This window comes from Actinocrinis sp., assembly GCF_035653575.1.
Lineage (GTDB): Bacteria > Actinomycetota > Actinomycetes > Streptomycetales > Catenulisporaceae > Actinocrinis.
Genome location: NZ_DASRBQ010000156.1, coordinates 1 through 22,342 on the forward strand (window position 1 = coordinate 1; position 22,342 = coordinate 22,342).

A 22,342-nucleotide genomic window follows, 5' to 3' on the forward strand; every position below is an offset into this window, starting at 1 on the left:
CGAGCACGAGCGCGACTGCCGGTGCTGACGCCACACGCCCCGCGTCACCCCAAGCCGGCCCGCCTTCCGCGAAAGCAGCGAGTGCTCCCGCGGGCTTCCGCGCCGTCACCTTCGTCAACAACGTGCAGCAGACGATCTGGGTCGGCGCGGGCGAGCAGACTCCGCAGCCCGCGCTCGCCACGACCGGCTGGATGCTCCCGGCCGGACAAAGCCTGACGATCACGGTCCCGGACAAGTGGAACGGACGTTTCTGGGGACGCACCGGCTGCCAGTTCAACGCCGCGGGCAGCGGCCACTGCCAGACCGGCGACTGCGCGGAGCGCTTCCAGTGCGCGCAATACGGAGCCATCCCGGCCACACTCGCCGAGTTCAACCTCAACTCCTGGCGCAACCTCGACTTCTACGACGTCAGCATGGTCGACGGCTCGAACCTGCCGATGTACATCAACATCGTCAAGGGCGCGACGAAGGACCCGATCAGCCCGACCGGCTGTTCGGCGGCCGGCTGCACGAGACCGGTGGCCTGCCCGTCGGCGCTCCAGGTCCACGCGGGCGGCGCTGTGGTCGGCTGCGAATCACCCTGCGGCGTGTTCGGCACCGACCAGTACTGCTGCCGCGGCCAATGGGCGCCGCGCTCAGCCTGCGACCCGACCAAGTGGCCGGTCGACTACGCGACGCTCTTCAAGCAGGCCGAGCCGTTCGCGTACTCCTACGTCGACGACGACGCCACCAGCACCTTCACCTGCTCGGGTGAGTGCGACTACCGCATCACCTTCGGTCTGAGCCCCTAGCGTGCCCGTTGATCGCATCCGACGCGCAGAACCCGGATTTATCCGAAGGCTTTTGTCAGAGCCCTTCGATAGAATATCGCTGCCAGCGCGGGGCTGGCACATTCCCGGGGAGGCTTCATGCGGGGACGATCATTGTTCGCGTCCATCACGACCCTGACGTGCGCGTCAGCCCTAGCCATGGTGGCGGTGCCGGCGAGCGCCACCGAGTCCGCGACCACCGCCACCTGCCCGGCGGTCGCGCATCACGTCGACGCCAGCCGGACCGGCAAGTCGTGCACCACGCTCTCGGCGACGCCCCACCAGAAGTGGTCGGTCACCCTGGACGGGTCGGTGTCGTACCCGATCATCGCGGCCGGCAAGGTCTTCGTGACGACGGCGAACCCCGGCGGCAATTCCGGCGGCCAGCTCTACGCACTGGACGCGGCAACCGGCAAGGTGGTCTGGGGACCGGTTGCGCTCAGCGGCACGTACTACTTCTTCGCCCTCGCCTATGACGGCGGCGAGCTGTTCACCAACAACTTCGACGGCACGGTCACGGCGTTCGATCCCGCGACCGGCGCCCAGCTCTGGTCGACCGCCACGGTGTACTTCTCCGGCGAGCCGGTCGCGACCGGCGGCGTCGTCTACGTCTACGGATCCGGTCACGTCGTCGCCCTCTCCGAGTCGACCGGCGCCGTGAACTGGCAGGCCAGCGTGGACGGTGACGGCGGATCCCTCGCGGTGGACGGCAGCGGGGTCTACGCCAACGGCGGCTGCTCGCAGACCCACATCTCGCTCACCGGCGCCGTGCTGTGGAACGACAACGACGGCTGCACCGGTGGCGGCGGGGGCACCTCGTACCTCACCTCGTCGTTGTTCTTCTCCGACACCGGCGACCACATTCTCAAGAAGACCACCGGCACCGCCGTCGGCACCTTCACCGGAACGCCCGCGTTCTCGCACGGCAACGCGTTCTTCGCCGACGGCACGCAACTGTCGTCCGAGGCCCTGTCGAACTTCGCGCTGCGCTTCACCACGACCCTCCCCAGCCAGATCGTTGCCGGCCCGGTCATCGCGGGCAACGTCGTCTACCTGGGCAGCGCTGACAACAAGCTGTACGGAGTCAGCACGTCGACCGGCAAGATCGTCGTCACGCTGCCCCTCCCCGGCACCCCTGGCGGTGGCGGCGAGTACTTCGCGCCCCCGTCGGACATCAACGTCGGCGACGGCCTGCTCGTCGTCCCCACCGGCTCCACCGTCACCGCTTTCGACTAGGCGGCTGCGGGCTCGGCGCATCAGGTATCGAAGCTTGGTCGCGTGCCGAGTTCAGGATGAGCGCGCACCCGACGATGGCAGCGCCTCCAAGAAGCTCGAGCACAGTCGGCCACTGGCGGTAGAACGCGAGTCCGAAGGCGAGGCCCCATACCGCCTCTAACGTGAGCAGGTTCCCAGCGCGAACGGGCTCGACCTGCTCGAAGCCGTAATTGATCAAGAAGACGTTGAGCGCGTTCAGGACCCCGGCGAGCATGACCGCACCCCACACCGGCGCGTGAGCGAGGTGCGGCATGCCTTGGCCGGACACAAAGGAACCGAGGGCCACCCACAGCACGCCGGCGCCCAGGAGAAGGACGGTGATCTCAGCGTTGTTCAGGGCGCCGTCGTGCTGTGACCGGCCGAGATAGCTCACCGCGATGCCAAGCAGTCCCAACAGCGCGAGGAGATCGCCGCGATCCCAGACCGGCAGGTGTATCCCTCGGCCCGGATCGTGCAGCGATACAGCGGCGACTCCGACGACGCAGCCGGCGACACTCCCGATCCGGCGACGCGTGAGCGGAGTCTGTCGAAGGGCCAGCGCCAAGATCGAGACGAGTGGAAGTGCCGCGATAAACGAGACGTCGCCGATGAGTGTCAGGGTCGCGGCCTTGGAGAAAAGCTCCGTGCCGATTGGGTACAGCAGCAGTGCCCGTATAGCGATGACACCCCACTCTCGCGGTCTGACGCGTGCCACGACTCGCCAGCGAATGCGCGAGTTGAACACGAGACCGGCGACGAGAAGGGCCGCCGCCCCTCGCAGATAGACCTGCTGCGCGATGGTGAAGCTGGTATTGAGGTAGCGCGCCAATACGGTCATCAGCGCGAATGAGGCGGCCAGCAGGATCAGGGCCAGCGTTCCCCGGCCGCGGCTGGTCATGGCAACCCGTCCCCCTCCTCGCCGCAGTCAGCCATGCCGCGATACTCGCCCCACCACGCAAGCCGCTCTCGCACAGCCATGATTCCCCAGCCGCCTGACCGGTACCCCAGGACGCGCAGGGGGGACGATCTCGATCAATTCGGGGCAGGTAGCCTGGTTGACATGCAACTCTCTCGGCGTGCTTCCTGGCTCTTGATCGCGTTCGCTGCGTGGTCGTGGTTCATCTGGGTGACCTTGATCAAGAACATCTCGGCGGACTCGCGGTCCTGGAGCCCGACTCACGCGCCGACCGCGTTCTTCGGTGTGCACGTGGCGTTGGCAGTCATCTCGATCGCGTTCGGTTCCGCCATCGGCTGGCTCGGCTGGCGGGGACTACGTGCGGCGGCCAAGGGCGGCAACGCGACGGCGGCCGAGACGACTGCTGTCGCCCCGGCCGCTAAGACTCCGGCTTCAGTGGAGTAATCGCTCAGTTCAGGCCTTCTCGCCCTAGACCCGTCGCGTGATCAACGCCCGCTTCACCTCGGCGATGGCTTGGGTGATCTGGATGCCGCGCGGGCAGGCCTCCGTGCAGTTGAAGGTGGTGCGGCAGCGCCAGACGCCCTCGCGGTCGTTCAGGATCTCCAGGCGCTCCTCGGCCCCGTCGTCGCGCGAGTCGAAGATGAAGCGGTGCGCGTTGACGATCGCCGCCGGGCCGAAGTATTGGCCGTCCGTCCAGAACACCGGGCAGGACGTCGTGCAAGCCGCGCACAGGATGCACTTGGTGGTGTCGTCGAAGCGCTCCCGGTCCTGCTGCGACTGAAGCCGCTCGCGAGTCGGCGAGTTGCCGTGCGCGATCAGGAACGGCTTGACGTCGCGGTAGGCCTGCAGGAACGGCTCCATGTCCACGACCAGGTCCTTGATCACCGGCAGGCCCTGGATCGGCTCGACCGTGATCGGCTTGGCGCGGCCGGTCTTCTTGTCGATCGTCATCAGATCCTTGACGAGCGACTTGCAGGCGAGGCGGTTGCGGCCGTTGATGCGCATCGCGTCCGAGCCGCAGACCCCGTGCGCGCAGGAGCGGCGGAAGGTCAGCGAGCCGTCCTGCTCCCACTTGATCGCGTGTAGCGCATCGAGGATGCGCCACGTCGGCAGCGCCTGTACCTCGAACTCGTCCCAGCGTGACTCGTCGGTGTCCGGGTTGTAGCGGCGGACCTGCACGGTGATCGTGAGGAACTGTGGCGCCGCGGCAGAGGACTGCTGCTCGGCGTTCCCGGCCGACTGGTGCTGATCGAGGGTTGCGGTGGCCATCAGTACTTACGCTCCATCGGCTGGTACCGGGTGACGGCGACGGGCTTCCAGTCCAGGCGGATCTCGTACGAGCCGTCCGCCCGGGCCTCCCGGTAAGCCATCGTGTGCTGCATGAAGTTCTCGTCGTCGCGCTTCTGGTAGTCCTCGCGGGCATGGCCCCCGCGCGACTCCTTGCGGTTGCGCGCGCCTACGACCAGGACCTCGGCCAGGTCGAGCAGGAAGCCGAGTTCGACCGCCTCGAGCAGGTCGGTGTTGAACCGCTTGCCCTTGTCCTGGATCGCAACGTTCTTGTACCGGGCCTGGAGTGCCTTGACGTCCTCGTAGGCCTGCTTGAGCGTCGTGTCGTTGCGGTACACGCCCGCGTTGTTGTCCATCGTGTCTTGCAGTTCCTTGCGGATCTGCGCGACCTTCTCGGTGCCGGTCGAGTTGCGCAGGTTGTCGATGAGCGTGACGACGTAGGCGGCCGGGTTCTCCGGGAGTTCCGGCAGTTCGGCCGTCTCGGCGAACTTGGCCGCGGCGATGCCCGCGCGGCGGCCGAACACGTTGATGTCCAGCAGGCTGTTGGTGCCGAGGCGGTTCGCGCCGTGGACGGACACGCATGCGACTTCGCCCGCCGCGTACAGGCCCGGCACGACGGTGTTGTTGTCGCTGAGCACCTCGGCCTCGACGTTCGTCGGCACGCCGCCCATCGCATAGTGCGCGGTCGGGTACACCGGGACCAGTTCCGTGGTCGGCTCGACGCCCAGGTACGTGCGTGCGAACTCGGTGATGTCCGGCAGCTTCTCCTCAATCTGCTCGGCCGGAAGGTGCGTCAGGTCGAGGTAGACGTAATCCTTGTTCGGACCCGCGCCGCGACCCTCGCGCACCTCCAGGACCATCGAGCGGGCGACGATGTCACGCGGCGCCAGGTCCTTGATGGTCGGCGCGTAACGCTCCATGAAGCGCTCGCCGTCCGCGTTGCGCAGGATGCCGCCTTCGCCGCGGGCACCTTCGGTCAGCAGGATGCCGAGGCCGGCCAGTCCGGTCGGGTGGAACTGGTAGAACTCCATGTCCTCAAGCGGCAGGCCCTTGCGCCAGATGATGCCCATGCCGTCGCCGGTGAGCGTGTGCGCGTTCGAGGTGGTCTTGAAGACCTTGCCGAAGCCGCCGGTGGCGAAGATGACGGCCTTGGCGCGGAAGACGTGGATCTCGCCGGTCGCCAGTTCGTACGCGACGACACCGGCCGTACGGCGCACGCCGTCCTCGTCCGGGTCGGTGAGCAGCAGGTCGAGGACGTAGAACTCGTTGAAGAACTCGATGCCCTCCTTGACGCAGTTCTGATAAAGCGTCTGGAGGATCATGTGGCCAGTCCGGTCGGCCGCGTAGCAGGAGCGGCGTACCGCAGCCTCGCCGTGGTTACGCGTGTGACCGCCGAAACGGCGCTGGTCGATCCGGCCCTCCGGAGTGCGCGAGAAGGGCAGGCCCATCTTCTCAAGGTCGAGCACCGCGTCGATGGCCTCACGGCACATGATCTCGGCGGCGTCCTGGTCGGTCAGGTAGTCGCCGCCCTTGACCGTGTCGAAGGTGTGCCACTCCCAGTTGTCGTCCTCGACGTTGGCCAGGGCCGCGCACATGCCGCCCTGCGCCGCGCCGGTGTGTGACCGGGTCGGGTACAGCTTGGTGAGTACCGCGGTCCGCGACCGAGTACCGGCTTCGAGGGCCGCACGCATGCCTGCGCCACCCGCGCCGACGATGACCGTGTCGTAAGTGTGTGTGTTGATCGCCATCGTGTGCGCGCCCTTAGGCCTTGATGTTCGGGGTGAAGGTGAAGATGACCAGGCTGCCGAGGAAGATCATCAGCAGCGCCGCGGTGTACAGCAGCGTCTTGAGGGCGAGCCGGGTGCCGTCGCGCTCGGCGTAGTCGTTGATGACCGTGCGCAGGCCGTTGACGCCGTGCAGGGTGGCCAGCCAGAGCGTGAGCAGATCCCAGACCTGCCAGAACGGCGAGGCCCAGCGGCCGGCCACGAAGGCGAAGTCGATCTTCTCCACGCCGCCGTCGAGCACCAGCATGATGAAGAGGTGGCCGAGCACCAGGAATGTCAGCAGCAGGCCGGAGAACCGCATGAACAGCCAGCTGTAGAGCTCGAAGTTGGTGCGTGTGGCACGTGGGGTGCGCCGGCTGCGCAGGCGGGGGGATCCAGGAGTGGTGCGCGGCGAGCGCGGCGCCTCGATCGCGGGGGAGGCGGCGGCGGAAGCGGACGGGGCGGAAGTGGACGGGTTGGAAGCGGACATGGTGCGTGGGCCTACTTCCCGAAGATGGTGTGCCACGAGTGGGCGGTGATCGGATAGAGCATTCCGGCCATCAGGGCGATCCAGACGCCGACCACGATCCAGAGCATCCGCCGCTGGTAGCGCGGTCCCTTCGCCCAGAAGTCGACCGCGATGATGCGCAGCCCGTTGAAGGCGTGGAAGACGATCGCCGCGGTCAGGCCGTACTCGAGGAAGTTGGTGACCGGGTTCTTGTAGCTGTCGATCACCGTGTTGTACGACGACTTCGAGACCCGGACCAGCGCGGTGTCGAGCACGTGCGCGAACAGGAAGAAGAAGATCAGCACGCCGGTGATCCGGTGCGCCACCCAGCTCCACATTCCCTCACGGCCGCGGTACAGCGTGCCGCGCCTGTTCTTACGGCCGGCGCTCGCAGAGCCGCCGGAGACGGGAGCGCCACGCCCAGGCGCGCTGCCTTGGGCGTCGCTGGTGCCGACCTTAGGCGTGGTTATAGCCATGGGCGTTGCCCGGCCCTTTCCGGTTGTCGCTCAGGCGGAGTGGTCCTGCCTGTCTCACCACAGGTTAAGCAGGCGACTACCCGTGAAATCGCCGCGAGAGGGGCCACTGTGAGCGATCTCGCATCCGACAATACGGACATTCCACCTCAGGCGTGGACGGGACCGGGGTGTGATTCGCGCGACAACAGGGGTGTGCGGGTGCTGAGCGATCCGCAATACTCGGTGCAGAGGCAGCAACCCGAACGGGTGCCGACCCCACGACTTCCGACTGCGCGAGGTATTCACATGCCGTCCGAGCGATCCCAGTCCGAGCAGGCCGCGACCAGCGAGTCCGGCCTGCCGATCCGACCGGTGTACCGGCCGGCCGACCTGGCCGACTGGGACCCGGCCGAACGGCTGGGCGAGCCCGGCGGCTACCCCTTCACCCGCGGCGTTTATCCGACCATGTACACCGGTCGGCCCTGGACGATGCGCCAGTACGCGGGCTTCGGCACCGCCACCGAGTCGAACAAGCGCTACCAGCAGCTGATCGCGGCCGGGTCCACCGGTCTGTCCGTGGCCTTCGACCTGCCGACCCAGATGGGCTACGACTCGGACGAGCCGATCGCGCACGGCGAGGTCGGCAAGGTGGGCGTCGCGATCGACTCGATCGAGGACATGCGCACGCTGTTCGGCGGTATCCCGCTGGACAAGGTCTCCACCTCGATGACCATCAACGCCCCCGCCTCGATCCTGCTGCTGCTCTACCAACTGGTCGGCGAGGAGCAGGGGGTCGCGCCCGCCGCGCTGACCGGCACGATCCAGAACGACATCCTCAAGGAGTACATCGCCCGCGGGACGTACATCTTCCCGCCCGCGCCCTCGCTGCGGCTCGTCTCGGACGTGTTCGCCTACTGCAACCGCGAGATCCCGAAGTGGAACACCATCTCGATCTCCGGCTACCACATGGCCGAGGCCGGGGCGACACCCGCGCAGGAGATCGCCTTCACCCTCGCCGACGGCATCGCGTACGTGCGCGCCGCGGTCGAGTCCGGGCTCGACGTGGACAAGTTCGCCCCGCGGCTCTCGTTCTTCTTCGTCGCGCGCACCACGCTGCTCGAGGAGATCGCCAAGTTCCGCGCCGCCCGCCGGATCTGGGCGCGGGTCATGCGCGACGAGTTCGGCGCCAAGGACCCCAAGTCGCAGATGCTGCGCTTCCACACGCAGACCGCCGGCGTGCAGCTGACGGCCCAGCAGCCCGAGGTCAACATGATCCGGGTCGCGCTCCAGGCCCTCGGCGCGGTCCTCGGCGGCACCCAGTCGCTGCACACGAACTCCTTCGACGAGGCGATCGCGCTGCCCACCGAGAAGGCCGCGCGGCTCGCGCTGCGCACCCAGCAGGTGATCGCGTACGAGACGGACGTGACCAAGACCGTGGACCCGTTCGCGGGCTCGTACGTGGTCGAGAAGCTGACCGATGACCTCGAGGCTGAGATCAGCACGCTGATGGAGCGGGTCGAGTCGCTCGGCGGCGCGGTCGCGGCGATCGAGCAGGGTTTCCAGAAGGCCGAGATCGAGCGCTCCGCCTACCAGATCGCCCAGGAGATCGACGGCGGCCAGCGGGTCGTGGTCGGCGTCAACCGCTTCACCCTGGACGCGGAGGAGCCCTACGAGCCGCTGCGCGTCGACCCGACCATCGAAATGCAGCAGGCCGAACGCCTGGCCAAGCTGCGCGCGGACCGCTCGCAGGCGGACGTCGACCGCGCGCTCGACGAGGTCAAGCGCGCAGCAGCAGGCAACGACAACGTGCTCTATCCGATGCGCGAGGCCCTGCGCGTGCGGGCCACTGTCGGCGAGGTCTCACACGCGCTGCGGAAGGTCTGGGGCACGTACGTGCCGCGGGACGCGTTCTAACCCGCTGGCGTAAGGGCTTGTCCATCGGTTCGGTAAACGTTCCGCCGTGCCGGTCGCTCGTCCATTCGACTGCATCCCTTGGGCCTAGCCCGCACGTGCCGCGAGCCATAGCCCTTAAGTGTCATCTTGGTCAACTTCAAGTTCCCATATGGCGGAACTACTGGGATTCCCAGGATTAGACGGACTACCGTAGGGGAATGAACTTAAGTCTTCCGCTGGAAATCCAGGACCGAGCCGCCGATGACGTCGCGTCGTCGCGGCTCTCCGCGTTCCTGGCCCGGCGGGAGCCCGATCTGATCCGGTTTCGGCGCGACATGCACGCGCACCCGGAGCTCGGCCGCCGCGAGGTGCGCACCACCGGGAAGATCGTCGAGGCGCTGGAGGCCGCCGGCCTCGCGCCGAAGATCCTGCCGCTGGGCAGCGGCGTCATCTGCGACATCGACCCGGCGTCCGGTGAAGCGGGGACGGTAAACGGCTCGCCGGTGCCCTCCGCCCCCGTGGGCCCGCGCGGCCGCAGCCGGTTCGCCCTGCGCGCCGACATCGACGCGCTGCCCATCCAGGAGGCGAGCGAGCTTCCCTTTCGCTCGGTGATCGAGGGCGTTTCGCACGCCTGCGGCCACGACGTGCACACCACGACGGTGCTCGGCGCGGGGCTGTTCCTGGCCGAGGAGGCCAGGGCGGGCCGGCTGCCCCGCCCGGTGCGGCTGATCTTCCAGCCCGCCGAGGAACTGCTGCCCGGCGGCGCCGTCGACATGGTCGAGGCCGGGGCGCTCGACGGGGTCGGCTCGATCATCGGCGTGCACTGCGACCCGAAGGTGGACGCCGGCCGGATCGGCCTGCGCTCCGGCGCGCTGACCGCCGCCTGCGACACGCTCACCCTGCGGCTGTCCGGACCCGGCGGCCACACCGCCCGCCCGCACCTGACCGTGGACCTGGTCTACGCGCTGGCCGCGCTGGTGACCGAGCTGCCCGCGGCCCTCTCCCGGCGGATGGACCCGCGCGCCGGGGTCTCGCTGGTGTGGGGCGCGATCGCCGCCGGCAACGCGCCGAACGCGATCCCGCAGTTCGGCGAGGTGCGCGGCACGCTGCGGGCGATGGACCAGCGGGCCTGGAGCCAGGCCCCGGACGTGATCCTGGAACTGGTCGACGCGATCGCCGCGACCTACGGCGCGAAGACCGAGCTGGAATACGTGCGCGGCGTGCCCCCGGTGGTCAACGACGAGCACGTGGTCGAGCTGATGCGCGAGGCCGCGCACCGGGTGATGGCGGCTCCGGGCGGCGCGGGCAGCGACGGCATCGTGCCGGTCGAGCAGTCCATGGGCGGCGAGGACTTCTCCTGGTACCTGCAGCACGTGCCCGGCGCGATGGCCCGGCTCGGCGTGCGCACCCCGGGCGACCCGACTCCCCGGGACCTGCACCAGCCGACCTTCCACGCGGACGAGGCGGCCATCGCGGTCGGCGTGCGCTTCTTCGCCGAGGCCGCACTCGCCGCCGACCGGGCCGCGGTCTGAGCCGCATCCCCGGTTCGCCGGCGCCGGCGCCGGCCCCTGAACTGGCGTAGGCCGGAAGACCCTGACGGCCGCAAGGTTCGCCCGTTTACAGTCACCGGGAGTGCTACACCACTGGCGTTGGGCGATGCTGGCGGCGTGGCTGCGACCGCCGTATCACGGTTTCATCTCGGGTTCCAACCGGAGCCGTTGCGTTCCGCGCAGCGGGAAAGAACTCGTCGGGAAGGCCGGTCGCCGCGAATTATTCTCGCTTGATCGGCCACACGGCGCCGCAGTTCTTCTCTCAGGAGGTTTCGGTGAAGCAAAGCAGGTTGGTGGCGGCGCTCGCGGTGGTCGGCCTGGCCGCCGCCGCTTGTGGGTCAAAGCCGGTGAGCACGAATTCGGGTTCGAGTGCCGGGGCGAGCGCGAGCGGCGGTTCCGGCGCGAGCAGCTTCACCGCGTGCATGGTGACCGACACCGGTGGTATCGACGACCATTCGTTCAACAGCGCCGCCTGGGCGGGCATGCAGAAGGCGCAGTCCGACGGCAAGGCGTCCGTCTCCTACGTGCAGTCCGCCACCGAGAACCAGTACACGACCAACATCCAGTCCCTGGTCGGCAAGGGCTGCAAGCTCGTGGTCACCGTCGGCGGCCTGATGGCCGACGCGACCACCGCCTCCGCCAAGGCGCACCCCAGCCAGAACTACACCATCGTGGACTCCAGCTCGGTGAGCCCGAACGTCAAGGGCCTGGAGTTCAACACCGCGCAGGGCGCCTTCCTCGGCGGTTACCTCGCGGCGGGCTACAGCAAGTCCGGCAAGGTGGCCACCTTCGGCGGCCTGAACATCGCCCCGGTCACCGTCTACATGGACGGCTTCTGGGAGGGCGTGCAGTACTACAACAGCAAGCACGGCACCCACGTGCAGGTGCTCGGCTGGAACGAGACCACGCAGCAGGGCTCCTTCGCCCAGTCCTTCACCGACCAGAACGCCGGTAAGCAGCTGGCGGCTGGCTTCATGAGCCAGGGCGCGGACATCGTCTTCCCGGTCGCCGGCGGCACCGGCCTCGGCGCGCTGGCCGAGGCGCAGCAGTCCAACGGCGGGCTCAACGCCATCTGGGTCGACACCGACGGCTACACCGCCGCGCCGCAGTATGCCAGCGTACTGATCACCTCGGTGCTCAAGGGCATCGCCGACGCGGTGACCAAGGCCGTCGAGGACGCCGCCGGCGGCAACTTCAGCGAGACCGCCTACGTCGGCACCCTCGCCAACGGCGGCACCGGCCTCGCGCCGTACCACAACTTCGAGGGCAAGATCCCGGCCGCGCTGACCGCCGAGCTGAACACGGTCAAGCAGGACATCATCAGCGGCGCGATCACCATCAAGTCCAAGAACCAGCCCACCAGCTGACCGGACTGCGAGCGCGGGGCGCGTCCGGCCGGCGGGAACGACGGCTGGACGCGCCCCGGCTTGCGCAGTGGAACGGCTCTTCGCACGAGGCGCCACCGCTGCTGTGCGGCCGGGGTACGGCGCAGGCCGCGCGGGACTTATCGTTTGCATACTGCTACGTACGGAAGGGTCCGAGGGTGCGCCTGGAACTGCGCGGGATCACCAAGCGCTTCGGATCGCTGGTCGCCAACGACCGGATCGATCTGGTCGTCGAGCCGGGCGAGATCCACTGCCTGCTCGGCGAGAACGGCGCGGGCAAGTCCACCCTGATGAACGTGCTCTACGGGCTCTACCACCCGGACGAGGGCGAGATCCTGGTGGACGGCGAGGCGAAGGAGTTCCACGGGCCGCGCGACGCGATCGCCGCCGGGATCGGCATGGTGCACCAGCACTTCATGCTGGTGCCGGTGTTCACCGTCGCGGAGAACGTGGTGCTCGGCGACGAAACGGTGTCGAAGGGCTTCGGCGGGCCGCTGGGCTGGCTGGACCGGCGCAAGGCCCGCAAAGAGGTTCGCGAGGTCTCCGAGCGCTACGGCCTGCCGGTCAACCCGGACGCCCGGATCGAGAACCTCCCGGTCGGCGTGCAGCAGCGGGTCGAGATCGTCAAGGCGCTGGTACGCGAGGCCCAGGTGCTGATCCTTGACGAGCCGACCGCGGTGCTCACCCCGCAGGAGATCGAAGAGCTGTTCACGGTGATGAACACGCTGCGCGAGGCGGGCAAGTCCATCGTCTTCATCACGCACAAGCTCAAGGAGGTCCGGGCGATCGCCGACCGGATCACCGTGATCCGCCGCGGCCGGGTGGTCGGCACCGCGACCCCGCAGATGACCGAGCAGGAACTGGCCTCGATGATGGTCGGCCGCGCGGTGCAGCTGGTGGTGGACAAGCAGCCGGCCGCGCCGGGGGCGGCGGCCTTCGACGTCAGCGGCCTGACCGTGCTGGACCAGCACGGCAACCCCGCGGTCGACGACATCTCGTTCTCGGTGCGCGGCGGGGAGATCCTCGGCGTCGCCGGCGTGGACGGCAACGGCCAGTCCGAGCTGGCCCAGGCGATCCTCGGGCTGATCCCGGTGCACGCCGGTTCGATCACCCTGGACGGCACGGAGCTGGTGGGGGCCGGGCCGCGGCAGACCCTGAACGCCGGGGTCGGCTTCATTCCCGAGGACCGGCTGCACGACGGGCTGGTCGCGGGCTTCACCGTCGCCGAGAACCTGGTGCTGGACCTGTACAAGTCCAAGCCCTTCGCCGGCGCCTTCTCGCTGGACCTGGATGAGATCGAGAAGAACGCGAAGGCCCGGATCGAGGAGTTCGACATCCGGCCGACCGACCCCTTCCTCCCGGCCGGCAACCTGTCCGGCGGAAACCAGCAGAAGGTGGTCGTCGCGCGCGAGCTGTCCCGGCCGCTGAGTCTGCTGGTCGCCTCGCAGCCGACCCGCGGCGTGGACGTCGGCGCGCAGGAGTTCATCCACAAGCGGATCGTGGCCGAGCGGGACCTGGGCCGGCCGGTAGTCATCGTGTCCACCGAGCTGGACGAGGTACTGGCGCTGGCCGACAAGGTCGCGGTGATGTACCGGGGCAAGATCGTCGGCGTGGTGTCGCCGGACACCTCGCGGGAGGAGATCGGCCTGCTGATGGCCGGCATCACGGACGGCGCGACGGCGGCCGGCGACGGCACGCCGGCCGCGGCCGCGCCGGACCTGGCGCGATCTGACGACGCTTCATCGGACAGTGCGTCAACGGACAGTGCGTCATCGGACAGTGCCTCGTCGGCAGACGCGCCGTCGGCCGACGCTCCGGACGCGCAGCGGGAGGGGACGGGCTCGTGACCACCGAGACCACCGAGCAGGAGACACCCACCCCCGAGCCGTTCGGCGGACTCGGGCAAGCCGCCCGCAACGTGTTCACCGCGGAGAACACGCTGCTGGTGACCTTCCTCGCGGTCGCGCTCGCGCTGGTCGCGGGGGCGGTCCTGATGGTCGTCTCGGACACGACCACCCTGGACAAGGCCGGCTACTTCTTCGCCTCGCCCGGCGACTTCTTCTCCGGCGCCTGGCACGACATCTCCTCCGGGTACTCCGCGCTGTTCAAGGGCGCGATCTTCGACCCGGCCACCGTCAGCGGCACCCCGGCGCAGTTCTTCGGCCCGATCACCAACACGCTGCTGCTGGCCACCCCGCTGATCTTCGGCGGCCTTGCGGTCTCGCTGGCCTTCCGGGCCGGCCTTTTCAACATCGGCGGCCAGGGCCAGCTGATCATCGGCGCGATCTTCGCCGCCTACGCCAGCTTTGCCTGGCACCTGCCAATCGGGCTGCACGTGGTAGTGGCCGTGCTGGCCGGCGCGCTCGGCGGGATGCTCTACGGAGCGCTGGTCGGCTGGCTCAAGTCCTGGCGCGGCGCGCACGAGGTCATCGTCACGATCATGCTCAACTACGTGGCGTTCTACCTGCTCGGCTATCTGCTCAACGCCCACGGCTTCCACGACCCGACCAAGGCCGGGCAGGCCGTCTCCAAGCCGGCCGACCCGAACGCGCGGCTGCCGCACCTGTTCGGCGACTCGGTCGGCACCGACGTCGGCCTGGTGATCGCGCTGGCCGCCACGCTGGCCACGGCCTGGCTGCTCGGCCGCTCCAAGCTCGGCTTCGAGGTGCGCGCGCTCGGCATCAACCCGCGCGCCGCGCGGATCGCGGGCATCAACGTCGCGCGCACCCAGATCCTCGCCATGGCGCTGTCCGGCCTGCTGTTCGGCCTGGTCGGGGTTACCCAGACGCTGGGCACCACGAACCCGAACAACAACTCGCTCAGCCCCAACATCGACGCCGGCCTCGGCTTCGACGCGATCACCGTGGCCCTGCTCGGCCGCAACCGGCCGTGGGGCATCGTCGCGGCCGCGCTGCTGTTCGGCGCGTTCAACGCGGGCGCCTCGGTGATGCAGGCGAGCGCGGGACTGCCGGTGGACATCGTGAACGTCGTGAAGGCGGTAATCGTGATCTTCGTCGCGGCTCCGCGACTCGTGCAGGAGATCTTCCGGCTGCGCGCCCGCCGCGCGTCCGTCGCTACGGGAGGCCAGGCGTGACCGCCACCACCGCCCAAGTCGCCGTCCCGGCCGCGCCCGGCGTGGACCGCGCCCGGCTGATCCCCGGCCTGGCGCAGGTCGCCGTCGGCGCGTACGCGCTCTGGGCCTTCGGGCTCGGCACGCGCACCCAGCACAGCGCCGAAGCCGCCGTGGGCATGGCGCTGAACCCGAACGCCCCCGGGGCGCTGGGCATGCAGCACTTCCCGGCCGCCCCGGTCGCGATCGTGTTCAGCGCGCTGTGCATCGTGTGCGGCCTGGTGCGCGCCTTCGTCCCGATCGGCCTGACCGGCCGGCGCTGGCTGACGGTCGGTTACGTCGCCTCGTTCATCATCGCGTTCCTGGTCTGGGCCTCGGCCGGAACCAGCGCGCTCGGCGGAGTCAGCCTGCCCGGCGTGCTCAACAACACGCTGATCGTCTCGGTACCGCTGATCCTCGGCGCCATGTGCGGCATCATCTGCGAGCGCTCTGGCGTGGTGAACGTCGCGATCGAGGGCCAGTTCCTGTTCGGCGCCTTCTCCTCGGCGATGGCCGCGACCATGTCCGGCTCGGTGTGGATCGGCCTGATCGTGGGCGCGCTCTCCGGGGCGCTGCTCGGCTCGCTGCTGGCGGTGCTGGCGAACCGGTACCACATCGAGCAGGTCGTGCTCGGCGTCGTGCTGAACCTGTTCGCGCTCGGGCTGACCACGTTCCTCTACGACAAGCTGCTCTCGCCAAAGGCCGCGGAGTTCAACCAGCCGCCCGTCTTCCAGGCGATCCGCATCCCGGGCCTGGCCTCCATCCCGGTGGTCGGCGACGTGCTGTTCGACCAGAACGTCCTGTTCTACCTGACCTTCGTGATCCTCGCCGTCGTGCAGGTGGCGCTGTTCCGCACCCGGTGGGGCCTGCGCACCCGCGCGGTCGGCGAGCACCCGAAGGCCGCGGACACGGTCGGCATCAAGGTGCTCGGCACCCGGTACCGCAACGTGATCATGGCGGGGCTGATCTCCGGGCTCGGCGGGGTCTGGCTGACGATCGGTCAGGTCGGGTCGTTCACCACGAACATGTCCGCGGGCAAGGGCTTCATCGCGCTGGCCGCGCTCATCGTCGGGCGCTGGTCGCCGGTCGGCGCGCTCGGAGCCGCGCTGCTGTTCGGCTTCGCCGGTGGCCTAAACAACGCGCTGGCGCCGCTCGGCACGCCGATCCCCGGCCAGTTCCTCTCCATGGCCCCGTACCTGGCGACCGTGTTCGTGGTGGCGTCGCTCGGCGGCATCGTGCGCGCCCCGGCCGCCGAGAACCAGCCGTACATCAAGGGGTGACCCGTCCATGACCAGGCTGTGCACCGCATGACCGGCATCGACTGGCAGGCCCTGCGCGAACAGGCCCGTGCCGCGATGACCAAGGCGTACGCACCGTACTCGCACTACCCGGTCGGCGCGGCGGCGCTGGTGGACGACGGCCGGATCATCAGCGGCTGCAACGTCGAGAACGCCTCGTACGGCCTGACCCTGTGCGCCGAGTGCGGCCTGGTCTCCGCGCTGCACCTGACCGGCGGCGGACGTCTCGTCGCCTTCGCCTGCGTGGACGGTGAAGGCAGGACGCTGATGCCATGCGGCCGTTGCCGCCAGCTGCTCTACGAGCACGGCGGGCCGGACTTGCTGGTGGACACGCCCGAGGGTGTGCTGCCGATGTCCGACGTGCTGCCCCAGGCCTTCGGTCCCGAACATCTCACCGCGCCCGATTCACCACGGAGAGCGCCATGAACGTCATCGACGTCATCCGGGCCAAGCGCGACGGCGCGCGGCTGACGGACCAGCAGATCGACTGGGTGATCCGGGCCTACACCGACGGGACCGTCGCCGACGAGCAGATGTCCGCGCTGGCGATGGCGATCCTGCTCAACGGCATGGACCGGGGCGAGATCAACCGGTGGACCGACGCGATGATCGGCACCGGGATCCGGATGGACTTCTCCGCGCTGGACCGGCCGACCGCGGACAAGCACTCGACCGGCGGCGTCGGTGACAAGATCACCCTGCCGCTGGCCCCGCTGGTGGCCGCGTGCGGCGCGGCGGTCCCGCAGCTGTCCGGGCGCGGGCTCGGCCACACCGGCGGCACGCTGGACAAGCTCGAATCGATCCCCGGCTGGCGGGCCAGGCTCTCCACCGAGGAGATGCTGAACGTGCTGCGCGAGGTCGGCGCCGTGGTCTGCGCGGCGAGTGACGAGCTGGCCCCGGCGGACCGCAAGCTGTACGCGCTGCGCGATGTGACCGGGACGGTCGAGTCGATCCCGCTGATCGCCTCCTCGATCATGTCCAAGAAGATCGCGGAGGGCACCGGCGCGCTGGTGCTCGACGTCAAGGTCGGCTCGGGCGCGTTCATGAAGGACCGTCAGCAGGCCCGCCAGCTGGCCGAGACGATGGTCGCGCTCGGCACCGACCACGGCGTGAAGACCGTGGCGCTGCTCACCGACATGCAGGTTCCGCTCGGGCTGACCGCCGGAAACGCCCTGGAGGTGCGCGAATCCGTCGAGGTGCTGGCCGGGGGAGGGCCGGCCGACGTGGTCGAGCTGACCCTGGCGCTGGCCCGCGAGATGCTCGCCGCCGCCGGGATCGACGGAGTAGACCCGGCCGACAAGCTCGCCGACGGCTCCGCGATGGACGCCTGGCGGCGGATGATCCGCGCACAGGGCGGCGATCCCGAGGCCGAGCTGCCGTGGGCCAAGGAGCGGCACGTGCTGGCCGCGCCCGCCTCCGGAACGCTGACCAGGCTCGACGCGCTCGCGGTCGGCGTCGCGGCCTGGCGGCTCGGCGCTGGTCGCACCCGCAAGGAGGATCCGGTGCAGGCCGGAGCGGGCATCGAGCTGCACGCGAAGCCCGGCGACACGGTGACCGCCGGCGCGCCGCTGCTGACCCTGCACACCGACACGCCGGAGCGGTTCGAGGCCGCGCTCGACGATCTGTCCGGCGCGTTCAGCATCGGCGCCGACGACGCCGGTGTCGATGACTTTGGGGGCCGCGGTGCGGACTTCGCCCCGCGTCCGCTCATCCTTGAGCGAGTAAGCGCGTAGGGTACTGCGGGTGACTGAAACGACATCGCTCACCGCGGACGAGATCAGACAGGCGCCCAAGGTGGCCCTGCACGACCACCTCGACGGCGGCCTCCGGCCGCAGACCGTCATCGAACTGGCCGACGCCTGTGGCTACACCGACCTGCCGAGCCGTGACGCCGCCAAGCTCGGTACCTGGTTCCGCGACGCCGCCGACTCCGGCTCGCTGCCGCGCTACCTGGAGACCTTCGACCACACGATCGCGGTCATGCAGACCGCGGACGCGCTGCGCCGGGTCGCCGCCGAGACCGTCGAGGACCTGGCCGCCGACGGCGTGGTCTACGCCGAGACCCGCTACGCCCCCGAGCAGCACCTGCGCAACGGGCTGAGCCTCGACGAGGTGGTCGAGGCGGTCAACGCCGGCTGCCGCGAGGGCGAGGAGCGCGCCGCCGCCGCGGGCCACTTCATCAAGGTCGGCACCCTGGTGACCGCGATGCGGCAGAACACCGAGCCCGGCCACAGCCTGAAGATCGCCGAGCTGGCGGTGCGGCACCGCGACTCCGGGGTGGCCGGCTTCGACATCGCGGGGCCCGAGCTCGGCTTCGGCCCGGACCTGCACGCCGACGCGTTCAAGTACCTGCGTGAGCAGTTCTTCCGCTTCACCATCCACGCCGGCGAGGCCGACGGCCCCTCCTCCATCGCCGCGGCGCTGCTCAACGGCGCGGACCGGCTCGGCCACGGCGTGCGGGTCATCGAGGACATCGAGTTCACCGAGGACGACGCCAAGCTCGGCCGGATCGCCGCGTACGTGCGGGACAAGCGGATCGCGCTGGAGGTGTGCCCGTCCTCCAACCTGCAGACCGGCATCGCCGAGACGATCGCGCAGCACCCGGTCCAGAAGCTGTACGAGCTCGACTTCAACGTGACCGTCAGCTGCGACAACCGGCTGATGAGCGGCACGTCGATGAGCCGCGAGTTCGGGCTGCTCGCGGAGAACTTCGGCTGGGACCTCTCCGACCTGGAGCTGGTCGCGCTCAACGCGATCGACGCCGCGTTCCTCGCGCACGACGTGCGCGACGCCATCGCGGACCAGATCATCAACGGCTACGCGGATCTGCGCGGCGACGAGGACGACTGAGCGCGTAAGCGCCTAAGCGCCACGGGCAGGGGTCTGCGTCACGTCACCGGACGCAGGCCCCTGTTCGGTACCGGGCTCGCTCCGCGCGCCTAGCCGCAGCCCGAGCTCTAGCCGTGGCCCTAGCTCTAGCCGACCCGAGCCTTAGCTCGTCAGCCCGCCGGCATCGTCCCGACCGCGGCACCGTCCCCGGGCATCGGGACGTAGTAGTCGACCATGTCGGCGCATGCGTTCCAGGTCGGCTTCTCCGCGCCCTTGACCTGAATGCCCACCGAGATCGACTGGTCCCAGTACTGCATCGTGCACAAGAACTGTGCCTTCGCCTTGGTGTTGAGCGGTTGGGTGACCATGTACGCGTCGGCCTGGCCGCTCGCGCGGGGTACCGCTATCAAGCCGGCCGGCAGCGCAGTGGACAGGCCTTGCGCCTCCTCCTCCTTGGTCGGCCCCTGGAGCATCGCGCCGAGCACGGTCTCCTCGTTGGTCGTGCTGTCGCTGTTACGGTACGTCGGGGTCAGCCGACCGTCCTGGTAGAAGAACAGCACGTACTGCGAGGAGCCGACCTGCTGCGCCAGCGCCCGCTGCGCGGCGGCGCCCGACACTTCGGGAGCCGGGCCGAGGCTGGTGATCCCAGTGGGCTGGATGCCGCAACCCGAGGCCACGGGCAGCACGAGTGCGGCCAGCAGCCCGCCGAGCTTCAATGCTCTGCGCCGCATCGCTCGCCGCCGGGTCTCGTCCCGCCGGATTTCGCTCGCCGCGCCGCCCGCCTGCTCGCTGGTCACACACTCACCCCCTGCGTTCGGCCATAGGGTCCCGATCCCGACCGGCCAGGACTGCGATCGCCGGCCCCGTCCGATTCCGCGAGCACGCCAACCTGTTGCTCTTTCGGGAACCTGAGCGTGAAGACGGCTCCGCCTTCGCTGCGGTTGCGTGCCGACAGCTGTCCGCCGTGCATGCGGGCGTTCTCGAAGGCGATCGACAGGCCCAGGCCGCTGCCTTCGGAGCGGCCGCGCGCCTTGTCCGCCTTGTAGAACCGGTCGAAGATGTGCGGCAGCGCGTCGGCTGGAATGCCGGGACCGGAGTCGGCGACTTGAACGATCACGTACTGCCCGTCGTCGAACAGGCTCAGCGCCACCGGCTCGCCGCCGTGCTTGAGCGCGTTGCCGACGAGGTTCGCGATGACCACGTCCATGCGCCGCGCGTCGATCCGGGTCGCCAGCAGCGGTGGCGCGTCGACCGTCACCTTGCTCGTCCAGCCGCGGGTCGCCAGGGTCGCCTCGATCAGCTCCGGCAGGTTGATGTCCTCGATCCGCATCGCCGCGGTGCCCGCGTCGAACCGGGAGATCTCCATCAGGTCCTCGACCAGCCGGGCCAGCCGCTTGGTCTCGTTGGCGATCAGGTGCGCGGCGGAGACGGTGGTCGGATCGGCGTCCTCGACGTCCTCCAGCACCTCGGTCACCGCGGTCATCGCGGTCAGCGGGGTGCGCAGCTCGTGCGAGACGTCCGCGACGAAACGGCGGGAGGCGGCGTCCATGGCGCGCAGTTCGGCGATCGAACGGGCCAGCGCCTCGGCGGTCTCGTTGAAGGTGCGCGAGACGTCCGCGATCTCGTCCGTGCCCTTGACCTCAAGGCGGACGTCCAGGTCGCCCTGGCCGAGCATCCGCGCCGCGTGCCCGAGCCGGCGGATGGGCACCAGCACGTTGCGGGTGGCCAGCAACGCGACGCCGCCCGCGCCGAGCAGCGCGAGACCGCCGGAGACCAGGCCGATCGTCATCAGCTCGGTGAGGATCGCCTGCTCCGACTCCAGCGAGGTGAACAGGTAGACCTCGGGACCGTTCGGCTTGATCCGCGTGCCCGTCACCACGTACGGCGTGCCGTCTATGATCTTGCGCTCCTGCACGACCTGGTCGCGTGCCGCGGTCTGGAACGCCTTGGTGATGTCCTGGTTGGTGAACTGCGAGTCGCTGGCGACCGGGCCGCGCGTGGTGATCAGCAGGATCACCCCGCCGCCGTTCTTCGCCATGAAGTCCGCGATCGTGGTGTCGGTCTGCGCGGAGTTGGACTGCTGAAGCTGCGCGCCGTTGGCGTCCACGTCGGCGAGCAGTTGCGAGTGCGCGTTGGTGGCCACTCGGGAGACGAGCGCGTCCCGGATGAGGAAGTACGACGCGCCGGTGATGATCGCCGCGGTGATGGCGGCGACCGCGACGAAGCCCATGAACAGCCGCGGGCGGATTCCGGAGAGCCGCAGCCTGCGCCGATGCGCCCCGGACCGGCGGCGGCGCTGCTCGCGCCCGATGACCTCCGCCGCGTTCGGAGGGGTCGGATAAGGTGCGGGTCCGCCGCGCGGCGGACCCGGCGTTTTTCGGCTCACCGCGCGGTCACCTCGGCGGATCCAGGCGGTAGCCGATGCCGCGTACGGTTCGTATCAGCTGCGGCTCGGAGGGCACGACCTCGACCTTCGCGCGAAGCCGCTGCACGCAGGCGTCCACGAGGCGCGAGTCGCCGAGATAGTCGTGATCCCAGACCAGGCGCAGCAACTGCTGCCTGGAGAGGGCCTGGCCGGGGCGGCGGGATAGCTCGACCAGCAGCTTGAGCTCCGTCGGCGTGAGCGAGATGGGCTCGCCGGCCCGGGTCACCGTCATCGCCGCGCGATCGACCACCAGGTCGCCGAACACGGCCGTGTCCCCGGCGTCCGGGACGCCGTTGCCGTGCCGCCGCAGCACGGCGCGAATGCGCGCGTCCAGCACACGCGGCTGCACCGGCTTGACCACGTAGTCGTCAGCGCCGGACTCAAGCCCGACCACGACATCGATGTCATCGCTGCGCGCAGTGAGCAGGATGATCGGAACCTGGTCGGTGCGGCGGATGCGGCGGCAGATCTCGAAGCCGTCGATACCGGGCAGCATCACGTCGAGGACCACCAGCTCCGGCCGCTGGCTCTGCCACATCTCCAGCGCCTCCTCGCCGGTGGCCGCGGTCGCGACCTGGTGCCCTTGACGGGTCAGCGCGATCTCGATGGCCATCCGGATGGACGGATCGTCTTCGACGAGGAGAAGGCTCGGCACCTACCCATTCTTACCTAACTCACACGTCCATGGTCGATACCACCGGCGGCTTTAGCAGTCCTTCACACAATCGCGCATCGGCCGTGGTGAATATCTGTTCGAATTGTGACGCTCCCGTGTGACCGGGTAACCCTGCGTAGTCAGATTTCGTCGATTCCCGCTGGAAGTGGCTGCGTGGGAGGGGTCACGAAGGCCTGTGGCAATTC

21 protein-coding genes are annotated in these 22,342 nt (G+C 69.3%); 12 read left to right on the forward strand and 9 right to left on the reverse strand.

Translation table 11 applies throughout. The features are described 5' to 3' along the window. Both VFA06_RS20880 and VFA06_RS20885 read left to right on the forward strand, forming a co-directional pair. On the forward strand, positions 1 to 791 hold a 791-nt coding region (locus VFA06_RS20880; protein WP_324842345.1), incomplete at its 5' end, for a thaumatin family protein. 117 nt (positions 792 to 908) lie between these two features. Then, positions 909 to 2,045, forward strand: coding sequence for a PQQ-binding-like beta-propeller repeat protein (locus tag VFA06_RS20885; protein WP_324842346.1), 1,137 nt, complete (start codon positions 909 to 911; stop codon positions 2,043 to 2,045). Here VFA06_RS20885 and VFA06_RS20890 read toward each other — a convergent pair. Next, a complete protein-coding gene (locus VFA06_RS20890; RefSeq protein ID WP_324842347.1) occupies positions 2,029 to 2,961 on the reverse strand; it encodes a DMT family transporter in 933 nt (310 codons plus the stop codon). The two genes, VFA06_RS20885 and VFA06_RS20890, sit on opposite strands and share 17 nt — an antisense overlap. A 162-nt stretch (positions 2,962 to 3,123) precedes the next feature. Here VFA06_RS20890 and VFA06_RS20895 point away from each other — a divergent pair, with 162 nt between their 5' ends. Further along, positions 3,124 to 3,423, forward strand: a complete 300-nt coding sequence (locus tag VFA06_RS20895; protein ID WP_324842348.1) for an SCO4848 family membrane protein — start codon at positions 3,124 to 3,126, stop codon at positions 3,421 to 3,423. 24 nt (positions 3,424 to 3,447) lie between these two features. On the opposite strand, the gene VFA06_RS20900 is transcribed toward VFA06_RS20895, so the two are convergent. The 4 genes from VFA06_RS20900 to sdhC are packed head-to-tail and all read right to left on the reverse strand — an operon-like array spanning position 3,448 to position 7,013. Further along, a complete protein-coding gene (locus VFA06_RS20900; RefSeq protein ID WP_324842349.1) occupies positions 3,448 to 4,248 on the reverse strand; it encodes a succinate dehydrogenase iron-sulfur subunit in 801 nt (266 codons plus the stop codon). Continuing rightward, on the reverse strand, positions 4,248 to 6,008 hold the full coding sequence (sdhA, locus tag VFA06_RS20905; RefSeq protein WP_349260272.1) for a succinate dehydrogenase flavoprotein subunit: 1,761 nt from the start codon (positions 6,006 to 6,008) through the stop codon (positions 4,248 to 4,250). The genes VFA06_RS20900 and sdhA overlap by 1 nt, the downstream gene beginning before the upstream one ends. Positions 6,009 to 6,027: 19 nt before the next feature. After that, a complete protein-coding gene (locus VFA06_RS20910; protein WP_324842351.1) occupies positions 6,028 to 6,519 on the reverse strand; it encodes a succinate dehydrogenase hydrophobic membrane anchor subunit in 492 nt (163 codons plus the stop codon). Between the two features lie 11 nt (positions 6,520 to 6,530). After that, positions 6,531 to 7,013, reverse strand: a complete 483-nt coding sequence (gene sdhC, locus VFA06_RS20915) for a succinate dehydrogenase, cytochrome b556 subunit (RefSeq protein WP_414639939.1) — start codon at positions 7,011 to 7,013, stop codon at positions 6,531 to 6,533. Positions 7,014 to 7,298: 285 nt separating this feature from the next. On the opposite strand from sdhC, the gene VFA06_RS20920 reads away from it, so the two are divergent. Both VFA06_RS20920 and VFA06_RS20925 read left to right on the forward strand, forming a co-directional pair. Continuing rightward, a complete protein-coding gene (locus tag VFA06_RS20920; RefSeq protein WP_324842352.1) occupies positions 7,299 to 8,906 on the forward strand; it encodes an acyl-CoA mutase large subunit family protein in 1,608 nt (535 codons plus the stop codon). Between the two features lie 197 nt (positions 8,907 to 9,103). Next, positions 9,104 to 10,417, forward strand: a complete 1,314-nt coding sequence (locus VFA06_RS20925; protein WP_324842353.1) for an amidohydrolase — start codon at positions 9,104 to 9,106, stop codon at positions 10,415 to 10,417. A 280-nt stretch (positions 10,418 to 10,697) separates the two neighbouring features. Here VFA06_RS20925 and VFA06_RS20930 read toward each other — a convergent pair whose 3' ends face one another. Then, a complete protein-coding gene (locus VFA06_RS20930; protein WP_324842354.1) occupies positions 10,698 to 10,850 on the reverse strand; it encodes a hypothetical protein in 153 nt (50 codons plus the stop codon). Positions 10,851 to 10,857: 7 nt separating this feature from the next. On the opposite strand from VFA06_RS20930, the gene VFA06_RS20935 reads away from it, so the two are divergent. From VFA06_RS20935 to VFA06_RS20965, 7 genes are all read left to right on the forward strand, one after another. Beyond that, positions 10,858 to 11,802, forward strand: a complete 945-nt coding sequence (locus VFA06_RS20935) for a BMP family ABC transporter substrate-binding protein (protein WP_324842355.1) — start codon at positions 10,858 to 10,860, stop codon at positions 11,800 to 11,802. Between the two features lie 176 nt (positions 11,803 to 11,978). Beyond that, entirely contained in the window at positions 11,979 to 13,667 is a 1,689-nt protein-coding gene (locus tag VFA06_RS20940; RefSeq protein WP_324842356.1) for an ABC transporter ATP-binding protein, read from the forward strand. Next, the gene (locus tag VFA06_RS20945; protein ID WP_324842357.1) at positions 13,664 to 14,914 is read left to right on the forward strand and encodes an ABC transporter permease; all 1,251 of its coding nucleotides are present in this window, start codon (positions 13,664 to 13,666) and stop codon (positions 14,912 to 14,914) included. The genes VFA06_RS20940 and VFA06_RS20945 overlap by 4 nt, the downstream gene beginning before the upstream one ends. Continuing rightward, entirely contained in the window at positions 14,911 to 16,209 is a 1,299-nt protein-coding gene (locus VFA06_RS20950; protein ID WP_324842358.1) for an ABC transporter permease, read from the forward strand. The genes VFA06_RS20945 and VFA06_RS20950 overlap by 4 nt, the downstream gene beginning before the upstream one ends. A 27-nt stretch (positions 16,210 to 16,236) precedes the next feature. After that, a complete protein-coding gene (locus tag VFA06_RS20955; protein ID WP_324842359.1) occupies positions 16,237 to 16,653 on the forward strand; it encodes a cytidine deaminase in 417 nt (138 codons plus the stop codon). Next, entirely contained in the window at positions 16,650 to 17,960 is a 1,311-nt protein-coding gene (locus VFA06_RS20960; protein ID WP_324842360.1) for a thymidine phosphorylase, read from the forward strand. The genes VFA06_RS20955 and VFA06_RS20960 overlap by 4 nt, the downstream gene beginning before the upstream one ends. A 10-nt stretch (positions 17,961 to 17,970) precedes the next feature. After that, positions 17,971 to 19,077: an adenosine deaminase gene (locus VFA06_RS20965; RefSeq protein ID WP_324842361.1), complete on the forward strand. Its 1,107-nt coding sequence runs from the start codon at positions 17,971 to 17,973 to the stop codon at positions 19,075 to 19,077. A gap of 149 nt (positions 19,078 to 19,226) precedes the next feature. Here the strand turns inward: VFA06_RS20965 and VFA06_RS20970 are convergent, their stop codons facing one another. Genes VFA06_RS20970 through VFA06_RS20980 form a run of 3 tightly spaced genes read right to left on the reverse strand, consistent with a single transcriptional unit; the run spans position 19,227 to position 22,136 of the window. Then, positions 19,227 to 19,853, reverse strand: a complete 627-nt coding sequence (locus VFA06_RS20970) for a hypothetical protein (protein WP_324842362.1) — start codon at positions 19,851 to 19,853, stop codon at positions 19,227 to 19,229. Continuing rightward, a complete protein-coding gene (locus VFA06_RS20975) occupies positions 19,850 to 21,442 on the reverse strand; it encodes a HAMP domain-containing sensor histidine kinase (RefSeq protein WP_324842363.1) in 1,593 nt (530 codons plus the stop codon). The genes VFA06_RS20970 and VFA06_RS20975 overlap by 4 nt, the downstream gene beginning before the upstream one ends. Before the next feature lie 7 nt (positions 21,443 to 21,449). Beyond that, positions 21,450 to 22,136 carry a response regulator transcription factor gene (locus VFA06_RS20980; protein WP_324842364.1) on the reverse strand — a complete coding sequence of 229 codons (687 nt, stop codon included), beginning with the start codon at positions 22,134 to 22,136 and terminating at the stop codon, positions 21,450 to 21,452. Between the last annotated feature and the right edge of the window lie 206 nt (positions 22,137 to 22,342).

What these genes read in the sequence shown, in the direction of transcription:
- VFA06_RS20885 (WP_324842346.1), top strand. Translation starts at nt 909, where the DNA reads ATGCGGGGACGATCATTGTTCGCGTCCATCACGACCCTGACGTGCGCG.
- VFA06_RS20890 (WP_324842347.1), bottom strand. Translation starts at nt 2,961, where the DNA reads ATGACCAGCCGCGGCCGGGGAACGCTGGCCCTGATCCTGCTGGCCGCC.
- VFA06_RS20895 (WP_324842348.1), top strand. Translation starts at nt 3,124, where the DNA reads ATGCAACTCTCTCGGCGTGCTTCCTGGCTCTTGATCGCGTTCGCTGCG.
- VFA06_RS20900 (WP_324842349.1), bottom strand. Translation starts at nt 4,248, where the DNA reads ATGGCCACCGCAACCCTCGATCAGCACCAGTCGGCCGGGAACGCCGAG.
- VFA06_RS20910 (WP_324842351.1), bottom strand. Translation starts at nt 6,519, where the DNA reads ATGTCCGCTTCCAACCCGTCCACTTCCGCCCCGTCCGCTTCCGCCGCC.
- sdhC (WP_414639939.1), bottom strand. Translation starts at nt 7,013, where the DNA reads ATGGCTATAACCACGCCTAAGGTCGGCACCAGCGACGCCCAAGGCAGC.
- VFA06_RS20920 (WP_324842352.1), top strand. Translation starts at nt 7,299, where the DNA reads ATGCCGTCCGAGCGATCCCAGTCCGAGCAGGCCGCGACCAGCGAGTCC.
- VFA06_RS20925 (WP_324842353.1), top strand. Translation starts at nt 9,104, where the DNA reads ATGAACTTAAGTCTTCCGCTGGAAATCCAGGACCGAGCCGCCGATGAC.
- VFA06_RS20935 (WP_324842355.1), top strand. Translation starts at nt 10,858, where the DNA reads ATGGTGACCGACACCGGTGGTATCGACGACCATTCGTTCAACAGCGCC.
- VFA06_RS20955 (WP_324842359.1), top strand. Translation starts at nt 16,237, where the DNA reads ATGACCGGCATCGACTGGCAGGCCCTGCGCGAACAGGCCCGTGCCGCG.
- VFA06_RS20960 (WP_324842360.1), top strand. Translation starts at nt 16,650, where the DNA reads ATGAACGTCATCGACGTCATCCGGGCCAAGCGCGACGGCGCGCGGCTG.